Origin of the sequence: Massilia sp. UMI-21 (genome assembly GCA_015277795.1) — a bacterium.
Taxonomy (GTDB): domain Bacteria; phylum Pseudomonadota; class Gammaproteobacteria; order Burkholderiales; family Burkholderiaceae_D; genus Telluria.
On sequence record CP063848.1, the window covers coordinates 4027423 to 4046228 of the forward strand.

21 protein-coding genes are annotated in these 18806 nt (G+C 66.0%); 7 read left to right on the forward strand and 14 right to left on the reverse strand.

What is annotated here, in order from left to right; all coding sequences use genetic code 11:
• The first annotated feature begins 138 nt into the window (after nt 1–138).
• Nucleotides 139–1107, forward strand: a complete 969-nt coding sequence (locus tag IM543_17765) for an IS1595 family transposase (protein QOY93390.1) — start codon at nt 139–141, stop codon at nt 1105–1107.
• Here the strand turns inward: IM543_17765 and IM543_17770 are convergent.
• Complete coding sequence (locus IM543_17770) at nt 1097–1426, reverse strand: hypothetical protein (protein QOY93391.1); 330 nt, start codon at nt 1424–1426, stop codon at nt 1097–1099. The two genes, IM543_17765 and IM543_17770, sit on opposite strands and share 11 nt — an antisense overlap.
• Here IM543_17770 and IM543_17775 point away from each other — a divergent pair.
• The 5 genes from IM543_17775 to IM543_17795 all read left to right on the forward strand — a co-directional run bounded on the left by IM543_17775 (nt 1416) and on the right by IM543_17795 (nt 5044).
• Entirely contained in the window at nt 1416–1772 is a 357-nt protein-coding gene (locus IM543_17775) for a dehydrogenase (GenBank protein QOY93392.1), read from the forward strand. The two genes, IM543_17770 and IM543_17775, sit on opposite strands and share 11 nt — an antisense overlap.
• A gap of 107 nt (nt 1773–1879) precedes the next feature.
• Nucleotides 1880–2248, forward strand: coding sequence for a YciI family protein (locus IM543_17780; GenBank protein ID QOY93393.1), 369 nt, complete (start codon nt 1880–1882; stop codon nt 2246–2248).
• Between the two features lie 19 nt (nt 2249–2267).
• Nucleotides 2268–2684: a glyoxalase/bleomycin resistance/extradiol dioxygenase family protein gene (locus tag IM543_17785; GenBank protein ID QOY93394.1), complete on the forward strand. Its 417-nt coding sequence runs from the start codon at nt 2268–2270 to the stop codon at nt 2682–2684.
• Entirely contained in the window at nt 2681–3961 is a 1281-nt protein-coding gene (locus IM543_17790; protein QOY93395.1) for an RNA polymerase sigma factor, read from the forward strand. The genes IM543_17785 and IM543_17790 overlap by 4 nt, the downstream gene beginning before the upstream one ends.
• A gap of 177 nt (nt 3962–4138) precedes the next feature.
• The gene (locus tag IM543_17795; GenBank protein QOY93396.1) at nt 4139–5044 is read left to right on the forward strand and encodes an MBL fold metallo-hydrolase; all 906 of its coding nucleotides are present in this window, start codon (nt 4139–4141) and stop codon (nt 5042–5044) included.
• A 21-nt stretch (nt 5045–5065) separates the two neighbouring features.
• On the opposite strand, the gene IM543_17800 is transcribed toward IM543_17795, so the two are convergent.
• The 8 genes from IM543_17800 to rpsF form a co-directional block, all read right to left on the reverse strand.
• Nucleotides 5066–7798, reverse strand: coding sequence for an EAL domain-containing protein (locus IM543_17800; GenBank protein ID QOY93397.1), 2733 nt, complete (start codon nt 7796–7798; stop codon nt 5066–5068).
• Nucleotides 7799–7928: 130 nt separating this feature from the next.
• Nucleotides 7929–8939: an inorganic phosphate transporter gene (locus IM543_17805; protein ID QOY93398.1), complete on the reverse strand. Its 1011-nt coding sequence runs from the start codon at nt 8937–8939 to the stop codon at nt 7929–7931.
• Nucleotides 8940–8963: 24 nt separating this feature from the next.
• A complete protein-coding gene (locus tag IM543_17810) occupies nt 8964–9590 on the reverse strand; it encodes a DUF47 domain-containing protein (protein ID QOY93399.1) in 627 nt (208 codons plus the stop codon).
• A 120-nt stretch (nt 9591–9710) separates the two neighbouring features.
• Nucleotides 9711–11096, reverse strand: coding sequence for a replicative DNA helicase (locus IM543_17815; protein ID QOY93400.1), 1386 nt, complete (start codon nt 11094–11096; stop codon nt 9711–9713).
• Between the two features lie 106 nt (nt 11097–11202).
• Nucleotides 11203–11655, reverse strand: coding sequence for a 50S ribosomal protein L9 (locus IM543_17820; GenBank protein QOY93401.1), 453 nt, complete (start codon nt 11653–11655; stop codon nt 11203–11205).
• Nucleotides 11656–11692: 37 nt separating this feature from the next.
• The gene (locus IM543_17825; protein ID QOY93402.1) at nt 11693–11983 is read right to left on the reverse strand and encodes a 30S ribosomal protein S18; all 291 of its coding nucleotides are present in this window, start codon (nt 11981–11983) and stop codon (nt 11693–11695) included.
• A 46-nt stretch (nt 11984–12029) separates the two neighbouring features.
• Nucleotides 12030–12320, reverse strand: coding sequence for a primosomal replication protein N (priB, locus tag IM543_17830; GenBank protein QOY93403.1), 291 nt, complete (start codon nt 12318–12320; stop codon nt 12030–12032).
• Between the two features lie 36 nt (nt 12321–12356).
• On the reverse strand, nt 12357–12749 hold the full coding sequence (gene rpsF, locus IM543_17835; GenBank protein ID QOY93404.1) for a 30S ribosomal protein S6: 393 nt from the start codon (nt 12747–12749) through the stop codon (nt 12357–12359).
• A gap of 228 nt (nt 12750–12977) precedes the next feature.
• On the opposite strand from rpsF, the gene lexA reads away from it, so the two are divergent.
• Nucleotides 12978–13610, forward strand: coding sequence for a transcriptional repressor LexA (lexA, locus tag IM543_17840; GenBank protein ID QOY93405.1), 633 nt, complete (start codon nt 12978–12980; stop codon nt 13608–13610).
• A 62-nt stretch (nt 13611–13672) separates the two neighbouring features.
• Here the strand turns inward: lexA and IM543_17845 are convergent, their stop codons facing one another.
• The 5 genes from IM543_17845 to IM543_17865 form a co-directional block, all read right to left on the reverse strand.
• Nucleotides 13673–14407 (reverse strand): sel1 repeat family protein, encoded by a 735-nt coding sequence (locus tag IM543_17845; GenBank protein ID QOY93406.1) that lies wholly within the window; start codon nt 14405–14407, stop codon nt 13673–13675.
• A gap of 115 nt (nt 14408–14522) precedes the next feature.
• Nucleotides 14523–15776 (reverse strand): cystathionine gamma-synthase family protein, encoded by a 1254-nt coding sequence (locus IM543_17850; GenBank protein QOY93407.1) that lies wholly within the window; start codon nt 15774–15776, stop codon nt 14523–14525.
• Between the two features lie 8 nt (nt 15777–15784).
• Nucleotides 15785–17308 (reverse strand): amidophosphoribosyltransferase, encoded by a 1524-nt coding sequence (purF, locus tag IM543_17855; GenBank protein ID QOY93408.1) that lies wholly within the window; start codon nt 17306–17308, stop codon nt 15785–15787.
• A gap of 51 nt (nt 17309–17359) precedes the next feature.
• Nucleotides 17360–17848: a CvpA family protein gene (locus IM543_17860; protein QOY93409.1), complete on the reverse strand. Its 489-nt coding sequence runs from the start codon at nt 17846–17848 to the stop codon at nt 17360–17362.
• A gap of 28 nt (nt 17849–17876) precedes the next feature.
• Nucleotides 17877–18806 (reverse strand): SPOR domain-containing protein, encoded by a 930-nt coding sequence (locus tag IM543_17865; GenBank protein QOY93410.1) that lies wholly within the window; start codon nt 18804–18806, stop codon nt 17877–17879.

The following is an 18806-nucleotide window of genomic DNA, read 5'->3' on the forward strand; positions in this document are numbered from 1 at the left end:
TGCCGACAGGCGCAGTCCGGAACGCTCACCGCAAGGTGGGCGTTTTTTTTTTGCTCTGTCAGCGTTAACTATGGATGAGGGCTGAACTGCTGAGCACCTCCCTGGTCGAACACCTGTCTCCATCGACAGGAAGCGGCCGTGAAAACACCCAGCTTCAAGAAATGGTTCGCGCGGCTGCCCGCGCTGAACGGGGCGCAGCGCCAACAAACACTGGCGGCATTGCATCCGGCCGCGGGGCTGGACCGGGTCGTCGCCCTCATCGAGCAGATCCGCGCACCCCAACGCGCCTGCCCGCGCTGCGCCTCCCAGCGCTGCCACCGGCACGGCCATGCCAACGGCCTGCAGCGCTATCGCTGCCGGGAATGCGGCCGCAGCTTCAACGACCTGAGCGGCACGCCTTTGGCACGGCTGCGGCTGCGCGAAAAATGGCTCGACTACCTGGACGCATTGATCGCGGCCACATCGGTGCGGCGTGCCGCCCTTGACGTGGGCGTGCACCGCAACACCGCGTTTCGCTGGCGCCACCGCTTCGTCGACCGGGTCAAGCACAGCCAGCCAGAGCAATTGAGCGGCATCGTCGAGGCCGATGAAATGTTCATCCTGGAATCGCAAAAGGGCGCGCGCAAGCTGGACCGGGCGCCGAGAAAGCGTGGCGGCGCGGCGCGCAAACGCGGCATCTCAAACGAGCTCGACTGCATCCTGGTGGCACGCGACCGCGGCAGGCAGACCATCGGCGCGCTGGTCGGGCGCGGGGCCTTGAAGGCGGTGCACCTGGAACGCCACCTGCTGCCCAAGCTCGACCGGCAAGCACTCCTGGTCAGCGACGCCAATGTCGCCTACCGGGCGTTTTCACGCAAACATGGGATCGCCCACCAGGCGGTCAACCTGCGCGCCGGCGTGCGGGTGCGCCGCAAGGCTGGCGGCGCCCTCCACGTCCAGAATGTCAACGCTTTCCACCAGCGTCTGCGCGACTGGCTGGCCCGCTTCCGCGGCGTGGCATCGCGCTACCTGCCGAATTACCTCGGCTGGCACCGGGTGCTCGACCGCGCGCAGGTAATTTCTGCGGAACAGTTCTTACGCATCGCAATCGGGGTCATCAATAGATAAAGGGAACAGCGCCTTTTTCTTTTGTGCCTGCCGTTCGCCACGCCTGATCCTTGTCCTGCAACTGCTGCCGATCCCGACCCTGATCGCCCGACCGCCGCCGGGCCCGCTTGTCGCCGGCGGTCCCGGTTTCGCGCTGGCAGCGCTGCGCGGCATGGTCGACGGCGCGCGCTTTCCTGTGCGCCACCGGGGTGGCGCCGGCGGTGCAGTTGGGCTCGGGTGGGGCAGGCAGCGTCGTTGCGCGCCGCAGCGTGCCGGCAGCGAGGGGGCGGCTTAGAATAGCCGGGGTCCATCCACCGAGGAGAAATTCGATGCCGCACATGCTCTTGATCCACGAACCCGTCGGCCAGCGCGCCACCCGCAGCGAGGACGAAGGCCGCGCCGTCTACCAGCGCATGCTGCGCTGGGGCGAAGACCTGCGCAGCCGCGGCCTGCTGCTGGCGGCCGAGTCGCTGGCCTCGACCGACAAGGCGGCGCGCGTCACGGCAGCGAACGGGAAGGCCCGGGTCATCGACGGCCCCTTCGCGGAAGCCAAGGAGATGGTCGGCGGCTTCTTCCTGGTGAACGTCGACACGCGCGAACAGGCGATCGCGCTGGCGCAACAGTGTCCGGCGGCGGAATGGGCGACGGTGGAGGTACGGGGACTGGCGCCCTGCTTCGACCGCTAGCGGCCCGCACGAACAATGCGGGCGCCGATGTCGAAGCGGGAGGCCCCCGATCGTCGTAGCAGATGGAAGCCACCGGAGCGCTTCCATTCCACGACAAGGAGAGCACCATGCGTTTCATGATCATCGTCAAGGCCACCCCCGACACGGAAGCCGGCATCATGCCGGACGACGCCCTGTTCGCGGCCATGGGCGACTACAACCAGGAACTGGCCCGCGCCGGCGTCCTGCTCGACGCCAATGGCCTGCGCCCGAGCAGCGACGGCTGGCGCATCCGCTACCGCGAAGGGCGCCGCAGGGTGACCGATGGCCCGTTCGCCGAGACCAAGGAGCTGATCGCCGGCTACACCCTGATCGGGGTGCGCAGCCGCGAGGAAGCCATGGAGTGGTCGCGCCGCTTCCCCAACCCGCACGGCGAATTCGCCGACGCCGAGATCGAAGTACGCCAGCTCTACGAAGCGGGCGACCTGCCCTCTTGACCGAGCCAAGGACCACGCCATGAACAAGCAAATCTATGTCAACCTGCCGGTGCGGGACCTCGAGCGCAGCAAGGCCTTCTTCGGCGCGCTCGGTTTCGGCTTCAATCCGCAGTTCACCGACAGCAACGCCGCCTGCATGATCGTCAGCCAGGACATCTACGTGATGCTCCTGGCCGAAGCCTTCTTCCAGGGCTTCACCCACAAACCGGTCGCCGATGCCAGGCACAGCACCGAAGTGCTGCTCTGCCTGTCCTGCGACAGCCGCGCCGCGGTCGACGCGCTGGCAGCGAAGGCCCTGGACGCCGGCGGCGCACTGCCGAACCCGCCGAAGGACCACGGCTTCATGTACCAGCACGGCTTCGAGGACCTCGACGGCCACCTGTGGGAGCTGGCCTATATGGAAAGCATGCCCGACACCGAAGTGCGGATCCGATGAATGCCGAGGTCGAACGCAGCATCGCCGCCGTCTGGCGCATCGAGTCGGCCAGGATCGTGGCCGTGCTCGCGCGCATGGTGCGCGACGTCGGCCTGGCCGAGGAGCTGGCCCAGGATGCGCTGGTGGCGGCGCTCGAGCACTGGCCGCAGCAGGGCATCCCGGACAATCCGGGCGCCTGGCTCACCACCACGGCCAGGCACGCCGCGCTCGACCGGCTGCGCCGCGACCGCGTGCTGCAGCAGAAGCTCGCGCAGATCGGCCTGGATCTCGAGGCACAGGAGGCCACCGTTGTGCCCGACTTCGTGCCCGACCTGGTCGACTCGCTGGATGCCGCCCGCAACGGCGTGATCGGCGACGACCTGCTGCGCCTGATGTTCACCGCCTGCCACCCGGTACTGTCGCTCGACGCGCGCCTGGCGCTCACGCTCAAGCTGCTGGGCGGCCTGTCCACCCAGGAGATCGCGCGCGCCTTCCTGGTGCCCGAAGCCACCATGGCCCAGCGCATCGTGCGCGCCAAGCGCACGCTGGGCGAGGCCGGGCTGCCCTTCGAACTGCCGCCCCCGGGCGAACTGGGCGAGCGCCTGGGCGCGGTGCTGGAGGCGGTCTACCTGATCTTCAACGAGGGCTATACCGCCACCGCCGGCGACGACTGGATGCGCCCGGCGCTGGTGGAAGAAGCGCTGCGCCTGGGGCGCATGCTGGCCGAACTTTCGCCGGACGAACCGGAAGCGCACGGCCTGGTCGCGCTGATGGAACTGCAGGCCTCGCGCATCGGGGCCCGGCTCGACGCCCAGGGGCGTCCGGTGCTGCTGCTCGACCAGGACCGCGCGCGCTGGGACGGCGTGCTGGTGCGGCGCGGCCTGGCCGCACTCGAACGCGCGGCGGCCCTGGGCCAGCCGCGCGGCCCCTACCTGCTGCAGGCCGGGATCGCGGCCTGCCACGCCCGCGCCAACACCGCCCCGGCTACCGACTGGCAGGCGATCGCGGCCCTGTACGCCGAACTGGCCCGGGTCCAGCCGTCGCCGGTGGTGGAATTGAACCGCGCGGTGGCGGTCGGCATGGCCGAGGGTCCCGCCGCCGGCCTGGCGCTGGTGGACGCGCTCGCGCTGGACGGCAAGCTGGCCGGCTACCACTGGCTGCCGAGCGTGCGCGCCGATCTGCTGTCCAGGCTGGGCCGCCTCGAGGAAGCGCGCGGCGAATTCGAGCGCGCAGCAAGCATGACCGCCAACCAGCGCGAGCGCGCGCTGCTGCTCGAACGCGCCCGCGCCCAGCGCTAGCGGTCGCGCTCAGCGCCCCACGCAGTCGACGCTGTTTTCCTGCGATTGCATACAGGCATGTGCGGCACTGCCGATCGACGACAATTTTCGGAAGCTTCGCCGGACAAAGCCGCTATCATGGTCGACGTTCCAAAAGAATAACGATAGAGATAACAACAGTCTTGCTGGGGAGTCTTGATGAAATTCCGCTTCTGGGGGGTGCGTGGCTCGATACCGTCCCCAGGTCCACGCACGGCGCGCTACGGCGGCAACACCACCTGCATCGAAGTGCGGACCAGCGACGGCACCCTGATCATCCTCGATGGTGGCACCGGCCTGTTCCCGCTGGCCCAGCACCTGATGGCGCAGCCGCGCACCCGGCAGTCGCCGCCGATCCAGGCCAACATCTTCATCACCCACAGCCACTGGGACCACATCCACGGCCTGCCCTTCTTCACGCCGCTGTTCGTCAAGGGCAGCCGCGTGCGCCTGCACGGCGCCCACGATCCGGTCACCGGCAGGGGCATCGAGCACGTGATGGGCGTGCAGCTGCAGAACAGCTACTTCCCGGTCAGCGAAACCCAGATGGGGGCGACGATCGAGTATCGCACGCTCGAGATCGGCACGGCGATCGAGGTCGGCGACGCGCTGGTGGCCAACGTCCTGATGAACCACCCGGTCACCAACCTCGGTTATCGCGTCGCCTGCGGCGGCCGTGCGCTGTTCTTCACCGGCGACCACGAGCCCTGGCACAATCCCTATCCGCCGGGCGATGCGGCCTTCGACGCCTTCGAGCGGCACCTGGCGCAGCGCCAGCGCGCCATCGACACCGTCATGGAAGGCGTCGATGCGCTGATCGTCGACTGCTCCTACACCCGGGAAGAGTATCCCGCCAAGGCCGGCTGGGGCCACGGCACGTTCGACGCCGCCATCGAGACGGCCTTGCGGGTCGGCGCGCGCGCCCTGTACTGCACCCACCACGAGCCGACCCGCGGCGACGACGAACTCGAGGCCGCGTTTGACGCCGTGATGGCGCGCTACCGCGACCGCCTCGGCGCGCTGCAGGTGCGACTGGCCTTCGAGGGGCTCGAGTTGACGCTGTGAAGCGCGACTGCGCGCAGCGATTCAGGTCCTGGCCGCGCCGGCCAGGGCGCCGCCAGGCGGCAGCCGGCACTCGTCCGCCGGCACCGGGCGCGAAAAAAAGAAGCCCTGCCCTTCGTCGCAGCCAAGCGTCTGCAGCAGCTGCATCTGGCGGCGGCTCTCGATGCCTTCGGCGACTACCCGCATGCCGAGCGCGTGGGCCATGGCGATCATCGAGGCGATCAGGGTATCGCCCTCGGGGTGTTCGATCCGCAGCACGAAGGCCCGGTCGATCTTGAGCACGTCGAATCGCAGCCTCTGCAATTGCGATAGCGAGGAGTAGCCGGTGCCGAAGTCGTCGATGCACAGCTTGATGCCCAGCTCGCGCAGCTGGCTGAACACGGCCGATTCGCCGATCCCCTCCTGCATCATCGACGACTCCGTGACCTCGATTTCCAGCAGCGACGGGGAAATGCCGTGACAGGCGATCGCGTTGCGGAACTGGGCCATCACGTCGGACTGGCTGAACTGGCGCGGCGAGATGTTCACCGATACCGGCACCGCGGCCCTACCGTCGCGCCCCCAGCGGGCCAGCTGGCGGCAGACGCTGTCGATCACCTGCTCGCCCAGCTGGACGATCAGGCCGGTTTCTTCGAGCAGCGGGATGAAGCGGTCGGGGCCGGTCAATCCCTGGCCGGGGCGCTCCCAGCGCACCAGCGCCTCCATGCTGGACGCCGCGCCGGTGGCCAGGTCCACGCGCGGCTGGTAGTGCACCACGAACTGCCGCTGGTCGAGGGCGCGCCGCAATTCGCGCTCGATCTCGAGCCGGCTGCGGATCGCCTCGAAGAAGCGCGACTGGAAGAAGCAGTACGCGCCCTTGCCCTCGGTCTTGACCGCGTACATCGCGATGTCCGCATGCTTGAGCAGGGTTTCGGCATCGTCGCCGTGTTCGGGAAACAGGCTGATCCCGATCGAGGCGCCCAGCACATGGGTCGTATGCTGCAGGTGGAAGCCGTCGCCGAAGGCGGCCAGCACGCGTCCGGCCACGTGCTCGACATCGGCCACCCCGGCGACCTGCTCCAGGACCACGACGAATTCGTCGCCACCGAGGCGCACCACGTGGTCGCGCGGGCGCACTGCCAGCTTGAGGCGCTTGCCCACCGTACGCAGCAGCTCGTCGCCGGCCGCGTGCCCCAGCACGTCGTTCACGGTCTTGAAGCCGTCCAGGTCGATGAACAGCACCGCCAACCCGGTCGCGCCGGCGCGCGCGGCCTCGATCGCGCGCGGCAGGTAATGCTGGATCCAGTAGCGGTTGGGCAGGCCGGTAAGCTCGTCCGAGTTGCTGCGCCGTTCGAGCTCGGTCAGGTGGGCTTTCGATTCGCTGACGTCGCGGATCGTCACCGCCAGGTCGCCGTCGGCGCGCACCGCCTTGTAGCGCACCCAGCGCGCCTTGAGGGGTTGGTCCGGCCCCGGCGCGACCGGCAGCTCGCGGTCGTAGATGCCGGTGTCGAGCGCATGCGAAAGGCGCGCGCAGGCCTTGCGGAACAGCTCGCCCTGGTAGAACTCGGACAGGCGGTGCCCGATGAGGTCTTCCGGCTGCCTGCCGAACATGGCGGCCCCGTGCTGGTTGCAGTCGACCACGCTGAAATCGCGGATGACGCCGTGCCGGTCGCGCAGCGGACGATTGATGAAGAAGCCGTCTCCGGCATCTTCGGTGGCCAGGCGGTAGGTGGCGCGGATCGCCTCGACCTGGTACTGGCGCCAGCGCGCATGGACGTAGATGAGCGTCGCCGCCAGTGCGGCCAGCATGAGCCAGCCGGTGTCGCCCCAGGCGCCGGCCAGCTCGGCCTCGCGGCGGCTGCGGTAGCTCGCCATCGCGCTGTATTCGTCCAGGCCGACGATGCCGATCAGGTCCCGCCCCGGAAACGTGTGCCAGCCGACGGCACGCGCGCGTCCGTCGGCGAACCAGCGGCGGCTGTCGAGACGGATCTCGCCTTCCGGTGCGCCGCTGGGCAGGGGCGCCAGCAGGAAGGGCGCGCGGAAGGAACGGACCGTCGCACCGGTACGCGTGGCGAGGATCGTGCCGTCCTTGCGCGCCACCCCAACGAAGCCATGGTCGCCCAGAATCGGCTCGACATAGTGCTGGGTGAAGAAGGCCGGCAGCACCGTGATCAGCACCACCCCGTCGAAGCGCCCCCGCGGAGACAGGAGCGGGCGCGAGAAGGCGACCACTTCGCGCCCGGTCAATTGGCCGTCGAGCGGCCCGCTCAGGTACAAGTGGTCGCCGTGCGGGTGCTGCTGGGCTGTGAAATATGGCTTGCTTCCCACGTAGCTGCCGACGGCGCCGGGATGCGTGCTGGTGACGATGATCCCGCGCCGGTCGATGAACGCTACCGCCGAGATGTACTGCTGCGAGAACGTCCCCGCCTCGAGGGTGCCTTCGAGCTGGGTGCGGTAGCCGGACGTGACCCAGTCGTGCCGCAGCAGGAGCAGCAGCCGGTCGGTTTCATCGATCGAGCGCGCGGTGCGCAGGACCAGGCTGTGGGCATAGGCCGCGGCCTGCCGGCCAATCTCGGCGGCGCGCTCCTGTTTCTCATACTCCAAGTCGCGCAGTACATAACCCCACAGCAAGGCCGCAGCGAGGAGCGCGGCCGCCGGCCAGACGAACAGCAGTGCGATGCGCTGGCGCAGGAAGGCCAGCACGGGACGGAAGCGGACGATCGCCCCGAGCATCATTGGGGTTCCAACCTGCAATGTCTTGTCGGTACGCAGATTCATCGTGGTTCCTGCGCGGCGTGCGGCGGACCAGTATAACCCTGGGGCCACGCGGCCCGTGCTTCGCGACACGCGAACGCGCGACAAAAAAAAGCCCGGCAGTGCCGGGCTCCTCGATGCGGGAAACGCTGTATTACATGATGTGGGTGCCGATCCACCAGGCCACCGCGGCCATGAAGGCCGAGGCCGGAATGGTGAAGATCCAGGCCCAGACGATGTTGCCGGCCACGCCCCAGCGCACCGCCGATGCCTTTTGCGAGGCGCCCACGCCGACGATCGCGCCGGTGATGGTGTGGGTGGTGGAGACCGGAATCCCCCAGAAGCTTGCCATCAGCAGCGTGATCGCGCCGCCGGTCTCGGCACAGAAGCCGCCGACCGGTTTGAGCTTGGTGATCTTCTGGCCCATGGTCTTGACGATGCGCCAGCCGCCGAACAGGGTGCCGAAGCTGATCGCCGCATAGCACGAGATGATGACCCAGGTCGGCGGATACGCGTCGGTCGGACTGGTGTAGCCGGCGGCAATGAGCAGCATCCAGATGATGCCCATGGTCTTCTGGGCGTCGTTGCCCCCGTGGCCCAGCGAATAGCCGGCGGCCGAGACCAGTTGCAGGCGGCGGAACCAGACGTCGACCTTGCGCGGGGTCGATTTCACGAAGATCCAGGAGACCAGCAGCATGATGATCGACCCGAGCACGAAGCCCAGCATCGGCGCCAGCACGATGAACAGCACGGTCTTGAGCAGGCCGGCCGAGACCAGCGCGCCGGTGCCCGACTTGGCCACCGCGGCGCCGACCAGGCCGCCGATCAGCGCGTGCGACGAGGACGACGGGATGCCGTAGTACCAGGTGATGACGTTCCAGACGATGGCGCCCATCAGGGCCCCGAAGATCACGTAGTGGTCGACCACATGCGGGTCGATGGTCCCCTTGCCGATGGTCTGCGCCACCTTCATGCTGACCACGAAGATCGCGATGAAGTTGAAGAAGGCCGCCATGGCCACCGCGCTCTGCGGCTTCAGGACGCCGGTCGACACGACGGTCGCAATCGCATTGGCCGAGTCGTGGAAGCCGTTCATGAAGTCGAACACCAGCGCCAGCAGCACCAGCATGCCCAGCACGTAGATGCTGATATGTAGAGATTCCATAATTATTCTTGTTCCGCGCCGGGCTTATGCATTCTCGACGATGATGCCTTCGACGATATTGGCAACGTCTTCGCAGCGGTCGGTGACGGTTTCGAGGATCTCGTAGATGGCCTTCATCTTGATCAGGTTGCGCACGTCCGGCTCGTCGCGGAACAGCTTGGACATGGCGGCGCGCATCACGTGGTCGGCGTCGGATTCGAAGCGGTCGATCTCTTCGCAGATGGCGACGATCTTCTGGGCGTTGCCCATGTCGTGCAGCAGCGCGACGGCTTCCTGCACCTTCTTGCAGGCCGACAGGCACAGCTCGGCCAGGCGCGCGGCTTCCGGCGTCACGGCGTGCAGGTCGTACAGCGACACGGTCTGGGCCGCGTCTTCCATCATGTCGAGGATGTCGTCCATGCTGGTGATCAGCTTGTGGATGTCATCGCGGTCGAGCGGGGTGATGAAGGTCTTGTGCAGCAGGTCGACGGTGGCGTAGGTGATCTTGTCCGCCTGCTTCTCGATGCTCTCCACGGCGTGGGTGCGGTTTTCCAGGTCGTCGAAGTGGGTCATCAGGCCAACCATCTCCTGCGCACCCTTCACGCACAGCGCGGCGTGCTGGTTGAACAGGTCAAAGAACTTGCCCTCCTGGGGCATCAGGCGTCCAAACATTTTATTCTCCGTTGTGAATCTCTTGGGACTTCGAAACCGCCGCCACGGCTGGCAGCGGCAAAGTATGCCGGCTGGATGCCGGCTTTATATGGATACAATCGTCGGTACTGCTTCGGAAACTTAGTCGCCCTGGTAGACGGCGAGGTTGCCGCTGTAGTTGCCGAACTTGGTGTAGGAGCCGATCCAGGTAAGGCGAATCGCCCCGATCGGGCCGTTACGCTGCTTACCGATGATGATTTCGGCGGTTCCTTTATCGGGCGAGTCGGGGTTGTAGACCTCGTCGCGATACAGGAAGATGATCACGTCCGCATCCTGTTCGATTGCGCCCGATTCGCGCAGGTCGGACATGACGGGTCGTTTGTTGGGTCGCTGTTCCAGCGAGCGGTTCAGCTGGGACAGTGCGATGACGGGGCAATGCAGTTCTTTGGCCAGGCCCTTGAGCGAACGCGAGATCTCCGAGATCTCGGAGGCGCGGTTGTCGCCCGGCTGGCTGCCCTGCATCAGCTGCAGGTAGTCGACGATGATCAGGCCCAGCTTGCCGCACTGGCGCGCCAGGCGTCGTGCCCGTGCGCGCATCTCGATCGGGTTCAGCGCCGGCGTCTCGTCGATGTAGAGCTGGGCGTCGTTCATCTTCTGGATGGCGTGCGTCAGGCGCGGCCAGTCTTCGTCGTTCAGGCGGCCGGTACGCAGGCGGTGCTGGTCGAGCTGGCCCACCGAGCCGAGCATACGCATGGCCAGCTGGGCGCCGCCCATCTCCATCGAGAACACCGCCACCGGCAGGCCGGCTTCGATGGCGACGTTCTCGCCGATGTTGACCGAGAACGCGGTCTTGCCCATCGACGGACGGCCGGCGACGATGACCAGGTCGCCCGGCTGCAGGCCCGAGGTCATGCGGTCGAGGTCGATGAAGCCGGTCGGCACGCCGGTGATCTCGCCCTGGTTCTCGCGCGAATACAGTTCGTCGATGCGCTCGACCACCTGGGTCAGCAGCGGCTGGATCGGGTTCCAGCCCTGCTGGCCCCTGGCGCCGGTCTCGGCGATCGCGAAGATCTTCGACTCGGCCTCGTCGAGCATCTGCTTGACTTCCTTGCCCTGCGGGTTGAAGGCATTGCCCGAGATTTCGTCGGCCACCGTGATCAGGTTGCGCAGGATGCCGCGGTCGCGCACGATCTCGGCGTAGCGGCGGATGTTGGCCGCCGACGGCGTGTTCTGCGCCATCGCATTCAGGTACTGCAGGCCGCCCACTTCCTCGGCCTTGCCGAGCATGTTGCAGGCCTCGTAGACCGTGATCACGTCGGCCGGCTTGCCCGCGTTGATCAGGCGGACCATCTGTTCGAAGATGATGCGGTGGTCGTAGCGGTAGAAGTCCTCCGCGTGCATGAAGTCGGCAATGCGGTCCCACGCGGCATTGTCGCGCAGGAGGCCGCCGATGACGGACTGCTCTGCTTCGATGGAATGCGGCGGGATGCGCAGGGAATCGACTTGCGGATCGGAAGGGGAATTCATGGCGGGCATTATACCGTTTCCGGTCACGCGGCTGACATAATTGGCGAGATTTCCACCAATAAAAAAAGCCGGGCGAACCCGGCTTTTTCATTTATACAACAACCGCTTAGGCGGCTTCGCCCACGACGGCGATGGTGATTTCCGAGACGACGTCGGTGTGCAGCGCGACGGCAACCGGGAATTCGCCGGTGGTCTTCAGCGGGCCGGTCGGCATGCGCACCTGCGACTTCTCGACCGGGAAGCCTTGCTTGCTCAGGGCTTCGGCGATGTCGAAGTTGGTGACCGAACCGAACAGACGGCCGTCCACGCCCGCCTTCTGGGCGATGGTGACGGTCATGCCGCTCAGCTTCTCGCCTTGTGCCTGGGCAGCGGCCAGCTTTTCGCCGGCTGCTTTTTCCAGTTCGGCGCGCTTGACTTCGAACTCGGCCACAGCGGCCTGGGTAGCACGGCGTGCCATCTTTTGCGGGATCAGGAAGTTACGTGCGTAACCGTCCTTGACCTTGACCACGTCGCCCAGGTTGCCGACGTTAACAACTTTTTCCAAAAGGATAACTTGCATGTTTTTTCTCCAGGATGTTCTGAACTGACCGACGCGATTAAGCGTTGTGCAGGTCGGTGTACGGCAGCAGCGCGAGGTAGCGTGCGCGCTTGATGGCGGTGTCGACCTGGCGCTGGTAGTGCGCCTTGGTGCCGGTCAGGCGTGCCGGCATGATCTTGCCGTTTTCCTGGACGAAGTCCTTCAGGGTGTCGACGTCTTTGTAATCGACCTGCTCCACGTTTGCAGCGGTGAAGCGGCAGAACTTCTTGCGCTTGAACAGCGGGTTCTGCTGTTTGCGCTTGAGTTTTTCTTTAGCTTTGTTTTTGTCGAACTTTTTACCGAATGCCATTTCGAGGCTCCTGTATCTAATCTAAATTGGCCGTGTCGCTTGGCGACTATGCGGCACTGAAATCAATGATGTGAAACACCAAGGCTTTGCTGTTGCGGTTCTTCCGTGCGAGGAATCCCTCGAAGCGGTAGGCGGCGCCGAGTTCGGCGCTGGCGACCCTGCCTGAAATCTCGCCCGCGGCCAGCGCGGGAAGTTCAAACTCGATCAGCCTTGCCACCCCCGCCTCTTCCTGCTGCGAACTGTGCATCAGGATCGCGCCCACGATGGGGACGCCGGCCGGGGTAAAACGCAGCACGTCACGCTCCGCGATGGTCGCGATGAGCTGGAACTGGTTCACTGCGCTGTGTCGCTCCTGCGAATTCCGGGGAAAACCTTAGGCAGCAGCGGCCGGGGCGGCTGCCGGAGCGGCCGCTTCGGCGCGGTGGCTCTTGGCTGCGTCTTCGCGCTGGACCGACTTCATCATCGGCGACGGTGCGGTTTCGGCCTTCTTCATCTTGACGGTCAGGTGACGCAGGACGGCATCGTTGAACTTGAATGCGGTTTCCAGCTCGACCAGGGTCTCGTTGTCGCACTCGATGTTCATGCAGATGTAGTGGGCTTTCGGCAGCTTCTGGATCTGGTAAGCCATCTGACGGCGGCCCCAGTCTTCCACGCGATGGATGTTACCGCCGCGGCTGGTCACCGTGGTCTTGTAACGCTCGATCATCGCCGGAACTTGCTCGCTCTGGTCCGGGTGGACGATAAAAACGATTTCATAATGACGCATGCAACACTCCTTAAGGACGTTTAAACAAATGCCCACCTCGGCGTCAAGACGAGTGTGGGAAGGGAAAGCCGGCCATTATAGCCGGAAAAACGCCGGCATGGGAAGCCGGGCATGCCCCGAGCCGCGCTGCACAATTTTTTTACAGTTTTCCGGTGTTTGCCCTTGCGCATATCAGAATACTGTACAAAAATACAGTCTGCTCTTACAACCATTTGCCGTAACACATCCATGATCAAGCTCACTGCAAGGCAAGAACAGATCCTTAACCTGATCAAGGAAGCGATCGAAAACACCGGTTTTCCGCCGACCCGCGCCGAAATCGCGGCCGAACTGGGCTTCAAGTCGGCCAATGCGGCCGAGGAACACCTGCAGGCGCTGGCACGCAAGGGGGCGATCGAGATCTCGCCGGGCACCTCGCGCGGCATCCGCCTGGTCGGCGCCTCGGTCGAGCAGATCCCGATGCCGCCGCCGAACCTGATGATGGCGCTGCCGCTGGTCGGCCGCGTGGCCGCCGGTTCGCCGATCCTGGCCCAGGAACACGTCGAAGCCACCTACTCGGTCGATGCCGCCATGTTCTCGGCGCGTCCGGATTTCCTGCTGAAGGTCAAGGGCTGGTCGATGCGCGATGCCGGCATCTGCGACGGCGACTTCCTCGCGGTCAAGAAGATCGACAGCGCCAAGAATGGCCAGATCGTCGTGGCGAGGTTGGGCGAGGAAGTCACGGTCAAGCGCTACCGCAAGACCGGCAACCTGGTCGAACTGCTGCCTGAAAACCCCGATTTCAAGGTCATCGAGGTGAAACCGGAAGACGAATTCGCCCTCGAAGGCCTGGCGGTCGGCCTGATGCGCAGCTGGCACTGATGCCCCCGCCCGCCCGCCCGGGCCGATGAGCCCGGGCGGGTGCGGCATGCCTTACCGGTTTTTTACTGGATCTTCTTGTCCGCCCAGTAAGAGTCTTTCTTGGCGGACTTTACCATCTGGTTGTGCTCCGCCACGTAGGCCTCGGTCGCCGAGCGCCACGCCGCGAAATCCGCCAGCAGCAGCTTCGAGCTCACCTTCGCCTCTTCGCTCAGGTTCTCCTGCAAGCGGGTCAGGTGGGCGGCCGCACGCTGGGCTTCATCCTTGTTCATCAGCTTCGCGATGTCCGCCGGAATGCGCGCGGTCAGCGGCATGGCGTCGTTCAGGTGGGTGACGTACTTGTTGTAGCATTCCTGCCACGCTTGCACGGCCGCGCCGATGCGGTCGATGTCGGCATTGATCTTCGACATCGCCGGAATGCGCGGCGCCACGCAACGGTATTCGCCCGACTTCAGGTCTTCGCCGTCGTAGCCGCTGATCCAGTAATCGATGTCCTTGCGGCGCTTGACGCGCTGCTCCATCACCTCCAGCGAGGCGATTGCCAGCTTGTTGCCCTTGGCCGCGGCCTTCCTGAACAGCGCCTCGGCCTTGGCCTCGTCCACCTGCCCCGCCTCGCCGTACCAGTACATCTGCCCGAGCGCCCGCTGCGCTTCAGGATTGCCGGCATTGGCCAGTTTGGTATAGCGCTGCATGGCGCCCGCGTAGTCCTTCTTCTCGAACAGGGCGTTGGCGTCTTCCAGTTCGCCGGCAAAGGCGGCGCCGCACAGCAGCAGGGATGCAAGGAACAGCTTGGTCTTCATGGCAGATGAGGATAGGGGAAAGAAATCCCATGATAGCGGCAATCGGCGGCCCGGCTCAACCGCTAAAACAAAAACGGCAGCCGCGGCTGCCGTTTTCATGGCGCGCCGGGCTGGCCTATGCGTCGAGGGCCTGGCGGAAGTCCGCCAGCAGGTCCTCGGTGTCTTCGATGCCCACCGACACCCGGATCAGGGACTCGGCGATGCCCATGCCGGCGCGCCGCTCCGCGCCCATCTCGAAGAAGATCGTATGCGCCACCGGGATCACCAGGGTGCGGGTGTCGCCCAGGTTGCTGGCCGGGATGCCGAGCTTGAGGCGGTTGAGGTAATCGAAGCAGTCGATATCCTCGCGCAATTCAAAACTCATCAGCGAGCCGCCGGCGCGGAACAGCGCCGAGACGGTGCCGTGCTGCGGATGCGAGGCCAGGCCCGGGTAATGCACCGCCGCGACCCGTTCATCGGCCTCCAGCATCCGGGCCAGCGCCAGCGCGTTGGCGCAGGTGCGTTCCATGCGCAGCGCCAGGGTCTCGGCGCCCACCGCGATGTGGTGCGCCGCCTCCGGTCCGAGCGCCGCGCCGAAGTCGCGCAGCGCCTTGGCGCGCAGCTGCGCCAGCCCCTGGTTGGCGGCCGGCTGCTTGCGGAAGTTCGGCGCGATGTGCGGGTAGGCGCTCCAGTCGAACAGGCCGGTATCGGTCAGGGCGCCGCCCAGGGCATTGCCATGGCCGCCGATCGACTTGGTCAGCGAATTGACCACCAGGCCGGCGCCGACCGCCTTCGGACGGAACAGATACGGCGTGGTCATGGTGTTGTCGACCACGTACAGGATGCCGCGCTCGCGGCACAGCTGGCCGATGCGCGCCAGGTCGGCCACCTGGGTGCGCGGGTTGGCGATGGTCTCGACGAAGACCATGCGCGTGTCGGGCCTGAGCACCGCTTCCACATTGGCGACATCGGTGGCGTCGACGAAATCCACCGCGACGCCCTGCCCCGCCACCGTCTGCCACAGGCTGTTGGTATTCCCGAACAGGAAAGAGGACGAGACGATGTGGTCACCCGCGCGCAGCAGCCCCTGGAACAGCGCGCCGATGGCGCCCATGCCGGTAGCGAAACAGAGGGTGCCGACGCCGTCTTCCATCCGGGTGATCTTGTCCTCGAGCGCGCCCACGGTCGGATTGCCCTGGCGCCCGTAGCGGAAACCGGGCTCCCGGCCCTGGAACACCGAGGCCAGCTGGCGCGCATCGCCGTAGCCGAAGGCCACCGAGGTGTGCACCGGCTTGTGCAGCGAGCCATGCTCGACCGGCTTGCTGCGGTCGTTGTGCAGGATCGTGGTGGTGAAGCCGTACGAGGGCGGCGTCAAGTGCGGATCGCTCATGGCAGGCCTTACTCCGCCGCCGCCGGCGTGTTCAGGTTGAGCTGGGTGCGCACCGGATCCTCGACCTGGTTCTTCTTCGGGTTGTGGCGCGCGCTTTCCTGGCGGTCCAGGTATTCCGGGGTCACGTCGCCGGTGACATACACGCCGTCGAAGCACGAGGCCTCGAAGTTCGTCAGCGCCGGATTGACGTCCGAGATCGCCTTCTTCAGCGCATCGACGTCCTGGTAGACCAGGCGGTCGGCGGTGATTTCCCTGCAGACTTCCTCGACCGTGCGGCCGTGCGCGATCAGCTCGTCGCGGGTCGGCATGTCGATGCCGTACACGTTCGGGTACAGCACCGGCGGCGCGGCCGAGGCGAAGAACACTTTTCTGGCGCCGGCGTCGCGCGCCATCTGCACGATCTCGCGGCTGGTGGTGCCGCGCACGATCGAGTCGTCGACCAGCAGCACGTTCTTGTCCTTGAACTCGGAGGCGATCGCATTGAGCTTCTGGCGCACCGATTTCTTGCGCATCCCTTGCCCGGGCATGATGAAGGTGCGGCCGATGTAGCGGTTCTTGATGAAGCCCTCGCGGTACTCGACGCCGAGCTTCAGCGCCAGCTGGATCGCGGCCGGGCGCGAGGAATCGGGAATCGGCATGACCACGTCGATCTCGTCGACCGGGATCTCCTGGCGGACCTTGTCGGCCAGGTACTCCCCCATGCGCAGGCGGGTCGCGTACACCGAGGCGCCGTCGATCACCGAATCCGGGCGCGCCAGGTAGACGTATTCGAAGGCGCAGGGATTCAGCGACGGATTCTCGGCGCACTGGCGCTCGTGCATATTGCCCTCGTTGTCGATGAAGATCGCCTCGCCCGGCGCGATGTCGCGCACGAAGCGGAAGCCCAGGCCTTCCAGCGCCACCGATTCGCTCGCCACCAGGTATTCGGTGCCGTGCTCGCCCTCGTTCACGCCGAGGCACAGCGGGCGGATGCCGAACGGATCGCGGAAGGACAGCATACCGTGGCCGGCGATCTGCGCCACCACCGCGTAGGCACCGCGCACCCGGCGATGCACCGCGGCGACCGCCTTGAACACGGCGTCGGTGTCGAGCCTGAAGCCGTCTGCCGCTTCCTGGATCTCGTGGGCCAGCACGTTCAGCAGCACTTCCGAGTCGGAATCGGTGTTGATGTGGCGGCGGTCGTTGCGGAACAGCTCTTCCTTGAGCTTGGCCTGGTTGGTCAGGTTGCCGTTGTGGGCCAGGGTGATGCCGAACGGGGCGTTGACGTAGAACGGCTGCGCTTCCTCTTCGCTCGAGGAGCCGGCGGTCGGATAGCGGCAGTGGCCGATACCGGTATTGCCCTGCAGCGAACGCATGTTCCGGGTACGGAACACGTCGCGCACCAGGCCGTTGGCCTTGTACATCGAGAACATGCTGCTGTGATTGGTTGCAATGCCCGCCGCATCCTGGCCGCGATGCTGCAGCAGCAGCAATGCGTCATACAGAAGCTGGTTGACGGGATTGTTCGAGACGACGCCGACGATGCCACACATGGTGCGCTCCTAAAACTGGACTGCGTGATTACAAAAAGTGAAAACCGTATTTCAGAATCTGATGTGCTGCCCGAGTGCAGCCGGGAGAAATGGCTTGACGGTGCGCGCGCCGGTTTCCGCCAGCGGCGACAACAGCGCGTTTCTCCAGAAATCCTGTTGCGGGATCGCGGTCATCCCGCACAATATGACGGCGGCCAGCACGATGACAACGCCGCGCGCCAATCCAAACAATCCACCCAGGCCGCGGTCCGCGAGGCTCAGGCCGGAGGCCGTGATCACCGCCCCGATCGCCAGCGACAGCAGACCCATCAGGATGCGTACGCCGAGGAAGAGCAGCACGAAGGCCATGATCAGGCGGGCGCTTGCGCCCGGCAACAATTCCGGCAGCATCGGCGCCAGCGTGGCGCCATAGGCGTTCGCCACCACGAAGGCCACGATCCAGCCGAGCAGGGACAGGATCTCCTTCACCAGCCCGCGCAGGGTGGAAATGACCACGGACGATACCAGCACGAACAACACCAGGTAATCGAAGATCGTCACGCCACCGGCCCTTGCTTGAATAAACGTGTCAGAGCGGCACCAAGGCACCGGACAGGCCCATGCTGATCAGCTTGGAGCGGATCTTCTCGCCCTCTTCCTTGGTGTACGGCCCCACGCGCACACGGATCAGATCGCCCGACTTTTGCGTGAACGAGGCCACGCCGGCCGCGCGCAGGCGCCCTTGCAGTTCGTCGACCTTTTTCTGGGTCGCCAGCGCCGCCACCTGCACCACGTATTTCTGCGACGGGCCGGCGGCCTGCGCGACCGGGCGGCCCTGCAGGATCGCGAGCGCGCGCGCGGCCTCGTCCTGCGCCGGCATGGCTTGCGCCGGCTTGGCGGCCACTTTCTCGACCGGCTTTTCGGCCGGCTTTTCGGCCGGCTTCTCGGCTGGCTTGCGTTCCACCTCGGCCAGCTTCGGATGGGCCTCCGTCTTCGGCTCGCGCTTCGGTTCCGGCGTCACCGGCTCGGGCCGGGCCTCGGCCGGCGCGGCGCGCGCGGGCTCGCGGTCGAGGTCGACGGTACGCAGCGGCGCCGGATCGGCGGGCGCGCTCCCGGCCTCGGGCGCATCGGACGGCTCGATGATCTCCTCGTCGCTGTCGACGCTGGCCGCGGCGGGCACGGGCAGCGGCGCCGCCTTGTCTTTCGACGGAATGTTGATGGCGATGTCGGTGCCGAGCGGCTTGGGCTCGGAATCGAGCAGCATCGGCAGGCCCACCGCGGCCGCGAGCGCCAGCGCGATCGCGCCTACCAGGCGGCGGCGCGCGCGTTTCTTCTCGGGCAGGATCGGATCGGCGCCGGCGCCGGCGCGCGTGCGTCCGCGGGTGGCGCCTTCGCCGGCGTGCGACGCGCGCTTGGAGCGGGCGTGTTCGCCATAGGCGGCATCATCGTCCTTGACGAAGTGGCCGCTGTCGCGGACAGTGTCTTGCTTGTTTTTGCTACCGAACGAGAACAAGCCCAT

Coding starts and splice junctions, on each gene's coding strand:
- IM543_17775 (QOY93392.1), top strand. CDS start 1,416: ATGCCGCACATGCTCTTGATCCACGAACCCGTCGGCCAGCGCGCCACC.
- IM543_17770 (QOY93391.1), bottom strand. CDS start 1,426: ATGTGCGGCATCGAATTTCTCCTCGGTGGATGGACCCCGGCTATTCTA.
- IM543_17780 (QOY93393.1), top strand. CDS start 1,880: ATGCGTTTCATGATCATCGTCAAGGCCACCCCCGACACGGAAGCCGGC.
- IM543_17785 (QOY93394.1), top strand. CDS start 2,268: ATGAACAAGCAAATCTATGTCAACCTGCCGGTGCGGGACCTCGAGCGC.
- IM543_17790 (QOY93395.1), top strand. CDS start 2,681: ATGAATGCCGAGGTCGAACGCAGCATCGCCGCCGTCTGGCGCATCGAG.
- IM543_17795 (QOY93396.1), top strand. CDS start 4,139: ATGAAATTCCGCTTCTGGGGGGTGCGTGGCTCGATACCGTCCCCAGGT.
- IM543_17800 (QOY93397.1), bottom strand. CDS start 7,798: ATGAATCTGCGTACCGACAAGACATTGCAGGTTGGAACCCCAATGATG.
- IM543_17805 (QOY93398.1), bottom strand. CDS start 8,939: ATGGAATCTCTACATATCAGCATCTACGTGCTGGGCATGCTGGTGCTG.
- IM543_17810 (QOY93399.1), bottom strand. CDS start 9,590: ATGTTTGGACGCCTGATGCCCCAGGAGGGCAAGTTCTTTGACCTGTTC.
- IM543_17815 (QOY93400.1), bottom strand. CDS start 11,096: ATGAATTCCCCTTCCGATCCGCAAGTCGATTCCCTGCGCATCCCGCCG.
- IM543_17820 (QOY93401.1), bottom strand. CDS start 11,655: ATGCAAGTTATCCTTTTGGAAAAAGTTGTTAACGTCGGCAACCTGGGC.
- IM543_17825 (QOY93402.1), bottom strand. CDS start 11,983: ATGGCATTCGGTAAAAAGTTCGACAAAAACAAAGCTAAAGAAAAACTC.
- rpsF (QOY93404.1), bottom strand. CDS start 12,749: ATGCGTCATTATGAAATCGTTTTTATCGTCCACCCGGACCAGAGCGAG.
- lexA (QOY93405.1), top strand. CDS start 12,978: ATGATCAAGCTCACTGCAAGGCAAGAACAGATCCTTAACCTGATCAAG.
- IM543_17845 (QOY93406.1), bottom strand. CDS start 14,407: ATGAAGACCAAGCTGTTCCTTGCATCCCTGCTGCTGTGCGGCGCCGCC.
- IM543_17850 (QOY93407.1), bottom strand. CDS start 15,776: ATGAGCGATCCGCACTTGACGCCGCCCTCGTACGGCTTCACCACCACG.
- purF (QOY93408.1), bottom strand. CDS start 17,308: ATGTGTGGCATCGTCGGCGTCGTCTCGAACAATCCCGTCAACCAGCTT.
- IM543_17865 (QOY93410.1), bottom strand. CDS start 18,806: ATGGGCTTGTTCTCGTTCGGTAGCAAAAACAAGCAAGACACTGTCCGC.